Raw genomic sequence first — 12,135 nt, forward strand, 5'->3', positions numbered from 1 at the left:
GCGTGATCAGAGGGGCATCAGCCGCGATGCCCCTCCAGACACGCGTGATGCCTCTCCGGACACGCGTGATGCCCGGTTCGTCACACCTCGGTGGCCGGGAGCAGGAGCGTGAACGTCGGCGGGTCGGGACGGCTCAGGCGGAGTCGGCCGCCTTCGGCCTCGGCGAGGCTGCGGGCCAGCCGCAGGCCGATGCCGTGCCCGGACGCCGCCGTCGCGAACGGGTTCGTTTCGCCCAGGTCCGGGCCCTCGTCGGCGACGTCGATGGCCAGCGTGTCGCCGGCGTCGCGGGCGACCAGCGTCACCGTGCCGCGCCCGTGCGTCGCCGCGTTGTCCAGCAGCACCCCGAGCACCTGGCGGACCGCCGCGGCCGCCACCCGCGCCGGCGGCGGCTCCTGGCGGATGATCCGCAGCGTGCGCCCGTGCGGCGAAAGCAGCGCCTCGCCAGCCTCCCGGACCTCCTCGAGGAGGGCGTCGAGATCCAGCTCGGCCCGCGGCGCCCGGCGTTCGCGGCCCAGCGCGAGGAGGTCCTCGATGGTGCGTTCCAGCCGGTCGGCGGACGCGATCCCGGCGCGGATCGCCGCCAGGGGGTCCGCGCCCGGGGTCTCGAGCGCGGCCTCCAGCTGCAGGCGCAGCCCGGTCAGCGGGGTCCGCAGCTGGTGGGACGCCTCCGCGGAGAACGCGCGCTCGCGCTCCAGCGTCGAGCCGATCCGGGCCGCGGTGGTGTCCAGCGCCTCGCCGACCCGGTCGATCTCGGCGATCCCGGCGCGCGGGCCGCGGACGGTGAAGTCGCCATCGCCGAGCCGCCCGGCGGCCGTGGCCAGCTCCTCCAGGGGCCGGACCAGCCGCGTAGTGAACCGCCGGGCCATCAGCCAGCTCGCGCCGATCGCCACGATCGCCAGCCCGGCCATGCCGTGCCAGGTGAGCGCGATCCGCAGGGTCAGCGCGGACTCGGGCAGCGCGGCGCGGACGACCCCGGTCACGCGGGACCCGCTGATCACCGGGACGGCCAGCACCCGGTCGTCGCCTTCGTGCCCGGTGACGACGTCCAGCGTGGCGCTCGCCGCCTGCCGCTCGAGCGCGCCGCCGGTCGCGGGCCCGTGCCCCGCGAGCAGCCGACCGTCCGGGGCGTAGACCCCGACCACGCCCTCGGCTTCGTCGTCGTCCTCGGGCGGCGGCACGATCGGCGTCCGCCCGGTGGCGAGCGCGTCCGACACCGCGAGCGCGGCGGCGTCGGCGGCCCGCTCCAGGTCGGCGGTGGCGTCGTCGTGGTAGTACTTCAGCACCGCGATGCCCAGCGGCAGCGCGAAGAGCACGGTCGCGACCAGGGCGGCCAGCACCGTCAGCGAGATGATCCGGCGGCGCACGGTCAGCCTTCGGCGACGGTCCGGGCGGGGTCCTCCAGCCGGTACCCGTGGCCGCGCAGGGTGGCGATCCGGGGTACCTCGGCGTCGGGCCCGGCCGCCGACGAGAGCTTGCGGCGCACCGCCGCGATGTGCACGTCCAGGGTCTTCGTCGAGCCGTACCAGTGCGCGTCCCAGACCTCGGACATCAGCGTCTCGCGGCTGACGGCGACCCCCGGCTGCTCGGCCAGCCGCGCCAGCAGGTCGAACTCCTTGGCCCGCAGCACGACCTCGCGTCCGTCCAGGGTGGCGCGGCGCCCGGCGATGTCGACGGTCAGCCCGCCGACGGTCACCGGGGGCCGGGCCGCGGCCGGCGCGCCGCGGCGCAGGTGCGCGCGCACCCGGGCCAGCAGCTCGCCCAGCCGGATCGGCTTGGTGAGGTAGTCGTCGGCGCCGGCGTCGAGGCCGACGACGACGTCCATCTCCTCCTGCCGGGCGGTGAGGATGACGAGCACGGCCGCGGGCAGCGCGGACCGCAGGCGGCGGCAGACCTCGACGCCGTCCAGGTCCGGCAGGCCGAGGTCGAGCAGCACGAGGTCGAAGTCGCCGGTGCCGGCGGCCTCCAGGGCGGTGCGGCCGTCGCGGCGCCAGCACACCTGGTAACCGTGCAGTCGCAGGGTCGATTCGAGCACGCTGCCGATCGCGGCGTCGTCTTCCACCACCAGCAGGTTCGGCATGCGGGGAGCCTACGTTCTACTCCGGCCGCGCACCGAAACCGATCCGCGAAATGCGTCGTGAGGCGTCCGTCACGTCCGCTCCGAACCGTGCCACCGCCTCGGTGGTGAAGCGCGTGGTCGGGCCGGTGACCGCCAGTGCGGCCAGCAGCCGCCCGTCGGCGTCGAACACCGGGCCGGCGACGCTCGACGCGCCCGGCTCCGGCTCGCCGTGGCTGACCGCGGTGCCCCCGGCGCCGGCGAGCACCTGCCCGGCGGCCCCGCACCCGAGCGGCAGCTCGTCGCCGGTGCGGCCGACGTGCCGGACGGTCCGCGAGCCTTCCTGCTGGGCCACGCAGACGAGCACTTCGGTGCTGCGGACGTACAGGTTGACCGTTTCGCCGCAGTCCCGGGCGAGCTCGCGCAGGACCTGGCGGACCGGCTCGGGCAGCTGCCACGCGGCGTTCGCCAGCTGGGCCCAGCGCAGCATCCCCGGGCCCACGGTGACCCGGCCGTCGGGACGCGTCCAGAGCAGGCCGCGCTGTTCGCAGGTGGCGACCAGCCGCAGCACCGTCGTCTTCGCGAGGCCGCTCGCGGCGGTGAGGTCCTTGACCGCCCACGTCCGGCGGCGTTCGGTGAAGAGGGCCAGCAGGTCGAAGGCGCGCAGCACGCTCCGGACCGCTCCGTCGTCTTCCGCCATCACCGAGCGACCCCCGTCCGCTTGACCCCAGCGTACCGGCGGGTCAGGCCACGTGACGCTCGAACGCCGCGACGGTCTCGGCGAGCACCTCCGCCCCCGGCCGGGCCCACAGCCCGGCGTTGAACACCTCGACCTCGATCGGGCCGGTGTACCCGGCCGCCTCGACGGCCGCCCGCAGGTGGCGGTGGTCGATCGGGCCGTCGCCCGGCAGCGCGCGGCCCAGCAGCGGGTCGGGCAGCGGCACGAGGACGTCGCACACGTGGAACCCGGCGATCCGGCCGGCGGCCGCGGCGATCGACTCCTCGATCCGCGGGTCCCACCAGACGTGGAACTCGTCGACGATCACCCCGACCTGCGCCGCCGGGTGCTCGGCCGCGATCGCCAGCGCTTGATCCACAGTGGACAGGACGGACCGGTCCGCGCACTGCATCGGGTGCAGCGGCTCCAGGCCGAGCCGGACACCGCGTTCCCCGGCGTACGGCGCCAGCTCGCCCACGGCGTCCGCGACCCGCTGCCGCGACGCGGCGAGGTCGTTGCCCGCGATCCCGCCCACGACGAGCACGAGCACGCCGGCGCCGAGCGCGGCGGCTTCGTCGACGGCCTCCCGGGTCTGCGCCACACCGTCCACAGGGGACCCGTCCGGGGTCACGCCGGTGAAGAACCCACCGCGGCACAACGACGAAACCCGGACACCGTGCGCCTCGAGCAGGCGCGCGGCTTCGTCGACGCCGGTTTCGGCCACTTTGTCCCGCCACAGCCCGATCCAGCCGACGCCGGCCTCGGCGCACCCCGCCACCGCCTCGGGCAGCGACCACGCCTTGGTGGTGATCTGGTTGAGGCTGAACCGCGGGTCCATCACGCGACCCCCGCGACCTGCAGCAGCGGCCGCATCCGGGCGACCGCCCGCTCGGGGTCGGCGAGCACGCCGGCTTCGTCGGCCAGCCGCAGCAGCGTCGCGAGGTGGGTGATCGTGCGCGCGGACTCGTTCCCGGCCAGCATCCGGAAGTGCTCTTGATGGCCGTTCAAGTAGGCCAGGAAGACGACGCCGGTCTTGTAGTGCCGGGTCGGGGCGCGGAAGATCTCGCGCGCCAGCGGCACGGTCGGGTCGAGCAGGGCGTGGAACCCGGCGCGGTCGCCGTCGTCCAGACGGCGCAGCCCCGCCGCGGCGACCGGCGCGATCGGGTCGAAGATGCCGAGCAGGGCTTCACTGTGGCCCTGGTCGTCGCCGGCGATGAGCTGGGGGTAGTGGAAGTCGTCGCCGGTGTAGCAGGCGACGCCCGCGGGCAAGGCGCGTCGGAAGTCGGTCTCGACGTCGGCGTCGAGCACCGACACCTTCACCCCGGCGATGGTGCCCGCGTGCTCGGCGCACAGGGCCGCCAGCTCGTGGGCCGCGGCGCGGACGTCGTGGTGGCCCCAGTACCCGGCCAGCGCGGGGTCGAACTGCTCGCCGAGCCAGTGCAGCAGGACCGGCCCGCTCGCCTCGGACAGCAGCTTCCCGTAGGCCGCGTGGTAGTCGTCCGGGCCCTGCGCCGCCGCGGCCAGCGCCCGGCTCGCCATGACGACCGGGACCGCGCCCGCGCCGCCGACCAGGTCCAGCTGCTCGCGCCAGGCGTCCACAATGGACGCCGGAGTGGCCGGACCGGCGGGCAGCTGGTCGGTGCCGACGCCGGCGCACCACCGGCGGCCGGCCGCGATCGCGCCGGTGCGGGTGACCAGCTCCTTCGTCGTGGCCCAGTCGAGGCCCATCCCGCGTTGCGCGGTGTCCATGGCTTCGGCGACGCCGAGCCCGCACGCCCAGAGGTGCTCGCGGAAGGCCAGGGTGGTGTCCCAGTCGACGGCACCGGGCTCGTCGGCGAGCGCGTCCGCGACGACGTGCACCGCGGCGTAGGCGATCCGCGACGACGGCGGCGTGCCCGGTGGCCCGGGGAGCGCCGGACCGGACGGTGACCAGTTCACGAGCCCGCCGCCGGGAACCGGGAGCAGGAGCATCGGACGACCTCCGCAAGTCAGAAAGCGCTTTCTCAGTTCCACGGTAGGGCCTGTGCCGGAGTGCGACAAGGCCCGACCGGGTGCGCCGCGGGTCAGCGCTTGGGGCGCGAGGTGCTCTCCCGCAGGACGACCTCGCCGGAGAGCCGGACGGTGCGCGGCCGGGTGCCGCCGGCCCCCTTTATGGCCAGGTCCATCGCCCGTTCGCCCAGCTCCTCCAGCGGCAGCCGGACCGTGGTCAGCGCCGGGGCGAGGTCGCGGACGACCGGGATGTCGTCGAAGCCGGCGACCGAAATGTCCCCGGGCACGGACAGGCCCTCCTCGCGCAACGCCGTCAGCGCGCCGATCGCCATCACGTCGGTGACGGCGAAGACGCAGGTCGGGAGCTTGCGCTTGCGGCCGGCGAGCAGCCGTTTCGTCGCTTCGTAGCCGCCGTCACGGGTGAAGGCGGCCTCGACGACGTCGTCTTCGTGCAGGCTGATGCCGTGTTCGGCGAGCGCGTCGGTGAACCCGGCCAGCCGGTCGACGACCGTGCTCAGCTTGCGCGGCCCGGCGAGCACGGCGAACCGCTTGTGGCCGAGCCCGACCAGTTCCTTCGCCAGCGCCGCGGCGCCGCCCTTGTTGTCCGGCTGGACGGTGTCGATCTTGAGCCCGCGGTGGCGGCTGACCGCCGCGACCTGCCCGCCGCCGCGGCGGTACGGCTCCAGCTCGGCCGCCATCGCGCGTTCCCACGCGCGGTCTTCGAACGCCGAGCCGATCAGCAGGATCGCCGCGGCCCGCTGCGCGCGCAGCGTCGAGACGTAGGCGACCTCGCGGTCCGGGTCGCGGAAGGTGCCGGCCAGCATCACGAGCAGCCCGTTGTCGGTGGCCACCCGCATCACCCCGCCGGCGATCGCGGCGAAGTACGGGTCGCTGACGTCGTGGCAGATCACGCCGACCGTGCGGTGCGTGCCGCCGGCGAGTGCCTGCGCGTGCGCGTTCGGGGCGTAGGCCAGCTCGGCCGCGGCGGCGGAAACCCGCTCCCGCAGGTCGGCGCGGACGGACGCGGTGCCGTTGAGCACCCGCGACGCGGTCGCGAGCGAGACGTTGGCGCTGCGTGCCACGTCTTCCAGTGTCACGTGCGGCCGGGCCTTCATGGCTGGCTCCTCCAAGATCGGTTTCGGTGTCTCCGCGTGCTCGGTCGGTGCAATCTACTGGGAGGGGGGTGGGCCGCGAGAAGCCGCTGGCCGGGGGACCTGACCCGTTCGAGTGAATTACGCGGGGAAGATCGGCGGTGGCGTGTGCGTTGCAAACAAGGAGAACCTTCAAGCAGTGAGTACGCCACTGCTTTGCCCATCGCGAAAGGAACCACGCATGCTGTTCGGTGACGAGCACGTCCGCCGCTACGAGGAGACCGACGGCGAGGTCGGTCACGAGTGGAAGGAAGGCGTCCCGACGCTGGTGCTGACCACCAAGGGCCGCAAGACCGGGCAGGAGCGCAAGTTCGCCCTGATCTACCAGGAAGTCGACGGAAACCCGGTGATCGTGGCCTCCAAGGGCGGCGCCCCGAACCACCCCGGCTGGTACTTCAACCTCCTCGAGACCCCCGAGGTCGGCGTGCAGGTGAAGGCGGACAAGTTCAAGGCCACCGCCCGCACGGCCGAGGGCGAGGAGCGCGCGAAGCTGTGGGAGAAGCTCGCCGCCGTCTGGCCGGACTACGACAACTACGCGAAGAAGACGGACCGCGAGATTCCTGTGGTGGTTCTCGAGCGACTGTGATCTGCGCCGCGTTCCGCGCGCGCGAGGGCCGATCCGGCCGGTCGTCGGCTACGAATGACAGTCATGGACCGCTGGACCGCCCTGGACACCGAGGGTGAGCTGCTCACCCGACGCCGGATGATCGCCTACGGCCGGCGCTTCGCCCGCGCCGGCCGGGGCGCCTGGTACAGCTTCGCGATCGAGGTCGTCTGGCAGTTCCTCGTCCAGACGACCCGGTTCCGGGTGCGCGGCTCGCACCACATCCCGAAGTCCGGGGGCGTGCTGGTGGCGTCCAACCACCTGTCCTTCGCCGACCCGGCGACGCTGACGGCGTTCTGCCTGGCCGCCGGCCGCGTGCCGCGGTACCTGGCGAAGGCCTCGCTGTGGAAGCTGCCGGTCCTGGGCCGCGTGATGCGCTCGGGGCGCCACATCCCGGTGTACCGCGGCGCGGCGACGGCGGCCGAGGCCTACCGCGACCTGGTCGCTTCGGTGCGGGACGGCGAGTGCGTCGCGGTCTTCCCCGAAGGCACGTTCTCGAACGACCCGGCCGGCTGGCCGATGCGCGGCAAGACCGGCATCGTGCGCGCGGCCCTGGAGACCGGCGCGCCGGTGATCCCGGTGGCCAACTGGGGCACCCACCACCTGCTGCCGTCGACGGCGTGGTTCCCCCGCGGGATCCCGCGCAAGACGGTCGACCTGCTGGCCGGGCCGCCGGTCGACCTCTCGGACCTGGTCGGCCGCGAGCTGACCCGCGCGGTGCTGGAAGAGGCCACGGCCCGCATCATGGCCGCGATCACCGAGCTGCTGGTCGAGCTTCGCGGGGAGCGGCCGCCGGTCGCCGCTTGAGGCCCGCGTCACCCCGCCCGGACCTGCCGAAAGGGGTAGTTTCGGGCGTATGAGTGCACAACACTTTGATGTCGTCGTGCTGGGGGCCGGAGTCGGCGGTTACGTCGCGGCGATCCGCGCGTCCCAGCTGGGGCTGAGCGCCGCGGTGGTCGAGGAGAAGTACTGGGGCGGGGTCTGCCTGAACGTCGGGTGCATCCCGTCGAAGGCGCTGCTGCGCAACGCCGAACTGGCGCACGTCGTGACGCAGGAGGCCGCGGCGTTCGGCATTTCGTCCGACAGCCCGATCCGGGTCGACTACACGGCCGCCTACGAGCGGAGCCGGAAAGTCGCCGACGGGCGCGTCAAGGGCGTGCACTTCCTGATGAAGAAGAACAAGATCACCGAGTTCGACGGGCACGGCACGTTCGTCGACGACCACACCCTCGAGGTGAACGGTTCGCAGGTGACCTTCGACCACTGCATCATCGCCACCGGTGCGACGACGCGGCTGCTGCCGGGGACCTCTCGGAGTTCTCGGGTGGTCACCTACGAGGAGCAGATCCTCTCGAGCGAGCTGCCGTCGAGCATCGTGATCGCCGGTGCGGGCGCCATCGGTGTCGAGTTCGCTTACGTGCTGCACAACTACGGCGTCGACGTCACGATCGTCGAGTTCCTCGACCGGATGGTTCCGCTGGAGGACGCCGAGGTTTCGGCCGAGCTCTTCCGGCGTTACCGCAAGCTGGGCATCAAGGTGCTGACCTCGACGCGCGTCGAGTCGATCGACGACTCCGGTTCTTCCGTGCAGGTGACTGTGTCCTCGGAGAAGAACGGGCAGCAGGTTCTTTCCGCCGACAAGGTGTTGCAGGCCATCGGGTTCCAGCCCCGGGTCGAGGGCTACGGGCTGGAGAAGACGGGTGTCGCGTTGACCGAGCGTGGCGCTATCGCCATCGACGGGCGGGGGCGGACCAACGTTCCGCACATCTTCGCGATCGGCGATGTGACGGCGAAGTTGATGCTGGCTCATGCTTCCGAGTCCATGGGTGTCGTCGCGGCGGAGACGATCGCCGGTGCGGAGACCATGGAGCTCGATTTTCCGATGATCCCGCGGGCTACTTACTGCCAGCCCCAGATCGCGAGCTTCGGGTGGACCGAGGAACAGGCTCGGGAGAAGGGGTTCGACGTTCAGGTGGCGAAGTTCCCGTTCACGGCCAACGGGAAGGCTCAGGGGCTGGGGGATGCCGGGGGGTTCGTCAAGCTGATCAGTGATCGCACGCACGGGGAGCTGATCGGGGGGCATCTCATCGGGCCGGACGTCACCGAGTTGCTGCCGGAGCTCACTTTGGCTCAGCAGTGGGATTTGACCGTGCACGAGGCGGCTCGGAACGTGCACGCGCATCCGACGCTGGGTGAGGCGGTCAAGGAAGCTCTGCACGGGCTGGCCGGGCACATGATCAATATGTGATTGATCGGCCCTGGCCGGCGGGTTCGCCGGTCAGGGCAGGTTGTCAGAGCACGTGGGATGCGATCAGGTGGCCCAGTTGGCGGATGTCCGCGCTGCCCTTGAACTCCAAGCGGACCTTGCCGAGGCCGCTGAACCAGAGATCGAGCTCGGCGTCCAGGTCGAAGGTGCCCGCCGTTTCGATCGAGAACGCTTGGATCTTGCTGTAGGGCAGCGAAGTGAAGTCCTTCTTCTTGCCCGTGACGCCTTGGACGTTCACCGCGATCAGGCGCTTGTCGGTGAACACCACGAAGTCGCGAACGGCTTTGAAACAGGCCATCACCTGTTCGCCGTGGATGATGATCGGCTGCACCGTCGGCGCGATGTCCTGGGGATTGCACGGGGCGAGCTTGAAGACCGTGTTCTTGGAGAAGTCAATCATCCGTCGACCCTAGCGGCCGCGTCGCGTCAGCCTGCGCATGTCGTTCTCGGTGACGCCGCTTCGGCCCGCCGCGCAATCGGGACCGGACACATGATCAATATGTGATCGCGGCGGCTTCGCCCCGAAGCTTGATTGTCACCACGGACTGCGGCTTCGTATCGGGGCGGTCGGGGTATGGGCGACTGCCCCTGGGTTGGACCGCTCGCGCGGCGGGGGACGAATCTTTCTCATGTTCCCCAGGGGCGTTCCAGCATGTGGGCGGCGCTACGTTCCCGACTTTGGTCGCTGGTCCGGCGTGCGGTCACTCCTTAGATTCTCCCCATTACACCCGGTCGGGTGTCATTCGGTCGAGTGACCGAGTAGCGCAGGGAGAAATCGATGGTGAGATTCAGCCGGGTCGCCGCGCACGCGGTTCCGCTGACGGTCGGTGCGTTGCTGCTGACCACGGGGGTTTCGGTGGCGCAGCCGTCCACGGTGGACGCGGCCGCCGCGCGCACCGAAGCCGGCATCAGCGCGCTCCAGAGCATCAAGAAGAGCCTCACCCCGGCCGAGCGCAAGCAATCGAGCCAGCTCGTCGTCGAGAAGCGGTTGCGGGGCGATCGGACCCTCGCCGCGAAGCTGCCCGACTACCGCTCGGGCGTCGGCGTCAGCGCCTCCGGCACCGTCTCGGTCGAGATCACCGCCACCCGTGACCAGGCCGTCGCGAACGCCGTCGAGGCGGCCGGGGGCACCGTCCGCTTCGCCTCGCCCGGCGGCGTTCGTGCCGACCTCCCGCTGTCCGCCGTCGACGCCATCGCGGGCCGCGCCGATGTCGCCGAGGTCAAGCCGGCCGCGCAGGCCACGACCTGGCGCGAGGAGGGCAACCGGGACTTCCGGGTCGCGGCCGCACAAGCCGCCGCGACCCAGGTGTCCGAAGGCGACAAGGCGCACGGTGCCGACGCCGCCCGCACCACCTACGGCGTCAGCGGTTCCGGCGTGAAGGTCTGCGTGCTCTCCGACGGCGTCGACTCGCTCGCGAAGTCGCAGAGCGCCGGTGAACTGCCCACCGTCGACGTCCTGTCCGGACAGAAGGGCAGCGGCGACGAGGGCACCGCGATGCTCGAGATCGTCCACGACCTCGCGCCGAACGCCGCCCTCGGCTTCGCGACCGCGTTCACCAGTGAGGCCAGTTTCGCCGCGAACATCCGCGCGCTGCGCACCACCGGCCACTGCACGATCATCGTCGACGACGTCGCCTACTTCGACGAGTCGCCGTTCCAGGACACGCAGGTCGCGCAGGCGGTCAACGAGGTCACCGCGGCCGGCGTCCTGTACTTCTCCTCGGCCGGCAACTCGGGCAACGCGACCGACGGCACCAGCGGCTACTACGAAGGCGACTTCCGCGCGTCGTCGTCGAAGATCAGCGGCGTCACCGGCACCCCGCACGACTTCGACCCGAGCACCACGACGCAGAACTTCGACGCGCTTTCGGCCGGCTCGCTCGGCAAGCCCGTGACGCTGTTCTGGTCCGACCCGTGGGGCAAGTCCGCCAACGACTACGACCTGTTCATCCTGAACTCGGCGGGCAGCGTCGTCGCCTCGAGCGAGAACGGCCAGTCCGGCTCGCAGAACCCGTACGAGATCGCGAGCGTGCCCACCACCGGCTCCGGCTACAAGGTCGCGGTGGTCAAGTACAGCGGCGCCGACCGGTTCATCGCGCTCAACGTGATCCGCGGTCGGTTCGTGGCGTCGGGTTCGCTGAAGGTGTTCAGCACCAACGGTGTCACGAACGGCCACTCGTCGGCGGCGAGCGCGTTCAGCGTGGCGGCGGCCCCGGCGGCGGGTGCGTTCACGCGGCCGCTGGAGACCGGTGACCCGGCCAACCCGGCGGGCCCGTACCCGGGCCTGTTCAGCGCGTCGAGCAAGTGGGAGCGCTTCTCCTCCGACGGCAAGCGTCACCTGTTCTACAACGCGGACGGCACGGCGATCACGCCGGGCAACGTGTCTTCGACGGGTGGCACCACCCGCAGCAAGCCGGACATCACGGCGGCCGACGGCGTGGCGACGTCGGTGACGGGCTTCCAGCCGTTCTACGGGACCTCGGCGGCGGCCCCGCACGCGGCGGCGATCGCGGCGCTGCTGCTGTCGGGCAAGCCGACGGCGACCCCCGCCGAGATCCGCGGCGCGCTGGTGTCGTCGGCGATCGACCTGGGCACGCCCGGGTTCGACACGGTGACGGGCAACGGCGTGATCATGGCCGGCCCGGCGCTCGCCGCGCTGGGCGTCCAGCCCAAGTAGGTTCGCAGCGGGGTCCGGTGGTGAGCCGGGCCCCGCTGGGTCATTTCCCGGTGACCAGCAGGTGGAAGCCGAGCCCGCTGTGGGCGAACTTCTCGTGCCGGAGCACCGTCAGCCCGGCGCCGGCCAGTTCGGCTTCGAGCGCGGGGATCGGGCGGATGCGGAAGCCGTTCTCGGTCAGCATCCGGGCGCGGCCCATCAGGTCCGGGTCGCCGACGCCCAGCACGAAGCGCCCACCCGGGGCCAGCACCCGGGCGACCTCGGCGAAAGCGGCGCCGAGGTCGTCGACGAAGTAGACCGTGTTCGTCGTGACGATCGCGTCGGCCGAGCCGTCGTCGAGGGGCAACGCCGTCATCGGTCCTTCGCTCAGCACCAGCCGGCCCGTGGTGAGCTCCTCGCGGAACGTCGCGCGGGCGCGCTCGAGCATCGTCGCCGACACCTCGACGCCGTGTACTTTGCCGGCTTTCGCCAGGAGCAGGGAAAGACCCAGGCCGCCGCCGAAGCCGATGTCCAGCGCCGTTTCGCGGCCCGACAGCTCCAGTGCCGCCACCGCCTTCACGACCGCCTCCCGGTTCCGGCGGTTGAGCGCCGACCCGACCAGCCGTCCGCGCAGGCCGCTAGGGTGGCCGAGTTGCCGGGCCAGCCCGGCCTGGAAGCGCTCGCGAAGTCCCATGCGGACA

At 72.0% G+C, this 12,135-nt stretch carries 12 protein-coding genes; 4 read left to right on the forward strand and 8 right to left on the reverse strand.

Features of this window, described 5'->3' with window-relative positions:
* Window positions 1-80: 80 nt before the first annotated feature.
* From AA23TX_RS07515 to AA23TX_RS07540, 6 genes are all read right to left on the reverse strand, one after another.
* Window positions 81-1,364: a sensor histidine kinase gene (locus tag AA23TX_RS07515; protein ID WP_155541839.1), complete on the reverse strand. Its 1,284-nt coding sequence runs from the start codon at window positions 1,362-1,364 to the stop codon at window positions 81-83.
* 2 nt (window positions 1,365-1,366) lie between these two features.
* Complete coding sequence (locus tag AA23TX_RS07520) at window positions 1,367-2,077, reverse strand: response regulator transcription factor (protein WP_155541840.1); 711 nt, start codon at window positions 2,075-2,077, stop codon at window positions 1,367-1,369.
* A gap of 16 nt (window positions 2,078-2,093) precedes the next feature.
* Window positions 2,094-2,753 carry an IclR family transcriptional regulator gene (locus tag AA23TX_RS07525; protein WP_230862391.1) on the reverse strand — a complete coding sequence of 220 codons (660 nt, stop codon included), beginning with the start codon at window positions 2,751-2,753 and terminating at the stop codon, window positions 2,094-2,096.
* A gap of 43 nt (window positions 2,754-2,796) precedes the next feature.
* A complete protein-coding gene (locus tag AA23TX_RS07530) occupies window positions 2,797-3,609 on the reverse strand; it encodes a sugar phosphate isomerase/epimerase family protein (RefSeq protein WP_155541842.1) in 813 nt (270 codons plus the stop codon).
* Window positions 3,609-4,742, reverse strand: coding sequence for a dihydrodipicolinate synthase family protein (locus tag AA23TX_RS07535; RefSeq protein ID WP_155541843.1), 1,134 nt, complete (start codon window positions 4,740-4,742; stop codon window positions 3,609-3,611). Before AA23TX_RS07535 ends, AA23TX_RS07530 begins: the two co-directional genes overlap by 1 nt.
* 92 nt (window positions 4,743-4,834) lie before the next feature.
* Window positions 4,835-5,875 (reverse strand): LacI family DNA-binding transcriptional regulator, encoded by a 1,041-nt coding sequence (locus tag AA23TX_RS07540; RefSeq protein WP_155541844.1) that lies wholly within the window; start codon window positions 5,873-5,875, stop codon window positions 4,835-4,837.
* Window positions 5,876-6,092: 217 nt separating this feature from the next.
* Between AA23TX_RS07540 and AA23TX_RS07545 the strand changes: the two genes are divergently transcribed.
* From AA23TX_RS07545 to lpdA, 3 genes are all read left to right on the forward strand, one after another.
* Window positions 6,093-6,497, forward strand: a complete 405-nt coding sequence (locus AA23TX_RS07545; RefSeq protein ID WP_155541845.1) for a nitroreductase family deazaflavin-dependent oxidoreductase — start codon at window positions 6,093-6,095, stop codon at window positions 6,495-6,497.
* A gap of 63 nt (window positions 6,498-6,560) precedes the next feature.
* Window positions 6,561-7,322, forward strand: a complete 762-nt coding sequence (locus AA23TX_RS07550) for a lysophospholipid acyltransferase family protein (protein WP_439328751.1) — start codon at window positions 6,561-6,563, stop codon at window positions 7,320-7,322.
* Window positions 7,323-7,371: 49 nt separating this feature from the next.
* On the forward strand, window positions 7,372-8,763 hold the full coding sequence (lpdA, locus tag AA23TX_RS07555; RefSeq protein WP_155541847.1) for a dihydrolipoyl dehydrogenase: 1,392 nt from the start codon (window positions 7,372-7,374) through the stop codon (window positions 8,761-8,763).
* 43 nt (window positions 8,764-8,806) lie between these two features.
* Here lpdA and AA23TX_RS07560 read toward each other — a convergent pair whose 3' ends face one another.
* Window positions 8,807-9,181 carry a PH domain-containing protein gene (locus AA23TX_RS07560; protein WP_155541848.1) on the reverse strand — a complete coding sequence of 125 codons (375 nt, stop codon included), beginning with the start codon at window positions 9,179-9,181 and terminating at the stop codon, window positions 8,807-8,809.
* Window positions 9,182-9,559: 378 nt separating this feature from the next.
* Between AA23TX_RS07560 and AA23TX_RS07565 the strand changes: the two genes are divergently transcribed.
* Entirely contained in the window at window positions 9,560-11,458 is a 1,899-nt protein-coding gene (locus AA23TX_RS07565) for a S8 family serine peptidase (RefSeq protein WP_155541849.1), read from the forward strand.
* A gap of 40 nt (window positions 11,459-11,498) precedes the next feature.
* Here the strand turns inward: AA23TX_RS07565 and AA23TX_RS07570 are convergent, their stop codons facing one another.
* The gene (locus tag AA23TX_RS07570; protein WP_155541850.1) at window positions 11,499-12,128 is read right to left on the reverse strand and encodes a class I SAM-dependent methyltransferase; all 630 of its coding nucleotides are present in this window, start codon (window positions 12,126-12,128) and stop codon (window positions 11,499-11,501) included.
* Between the last annotated feature and the right edge of the window lie 7 nt (window positions 12,129-12,135).

This window comes from Amycolatopsis camponoti, assembly GCF_902497555.1.
Taxonomy (GTDB): domain Bacteria; phylum Actinomycetota; class Actinomycetes; order Mycobacteriales; family Pseudonocardiaceae; genus Amycolatopsis; species Amycolatopsis camponoti.

Bases quoted from the DNA above. Each gene is read 5' to 3' on its own strand.
- AA23TX_RS07545 (WP_155541845.1), top strand. From the start codon at position 6,093: ATGCTGTTCGGTGACGAGCACGTCCGCCGCTACGAGGAGACCGACGGC.
- AA23TX_RS07520 (WP_155541840.1), bottom strand. From the start codon at position 2,077: ATGCCGAACCTGCTGGTGGTGGAAGACGACGCCGCGATCGGCAGCGTG.
- AA23TX_RS07530 (WP_155541842.1), bottom strand. From the start codon at position 3,609: ATGGACCCGCGGTTCAGCCTCAACCAGATCACCACCAAGGCGTGGTCG.
- AA23TX_RS07550 (WP_439328751.1), top strand. From the start codon at position 6,561: ATGGACCGCTGGACCGCCCTGGACACCGAGGGTGAGCTGCTCACCCGA.
- AA23TX_RS07565 (WP_155541849.1), top strand. From the start codon at position 9,560: ATGGTGAGATTCAGCCGGGTCGCCGCGCACGCGGTTCCGCTGACGGTC.
- lpdA (WP_155541847.1), top strand. From the start codon at position 7,372: ATGAGTGCACAACACTTTGATGTCGTCGTGCTGGGGGCCGGAGTCGGC.
- AA23TX_RS07540 (WP_155541844.1), bottom strand. From the start codon at position 5,875: ATGAAGGCCCGGCCGCACGTGACACTGGAAGACGTGGCACGCAGCGCC.
- AA23TX_RS07560 (WP_155541848.1), bottom strand. From the start codon at position 9,181: ATGATTGACTTCTCCAAGAACACGGTCTTCAAGCTCGCCCCGTGCAAT.
- AA23TX_RS07570 (WP_155541850.1), bottom strand. From the start codon at position 12,128: ATGGGACTTCGCGAGCGCTTCCAGGCCGGGCTGGCCCGGCAACTCGGC.
- AA23TX_RS07525 (WP_230862391.1), bottom strand. From the start codon at position 2,753: ATGGCGGAAGACGACGGAGCGGTCCGGAGCGTGCTGCGCGCCTTCGAC.
- AA23TX_RS07535 (WP_155541843.1), bottom strand. From the start codon at position 4,742: ATGCTCCTGCTCCCGGTTCCCGGCGGCGGGCTCGTGAACTGGTCACCG.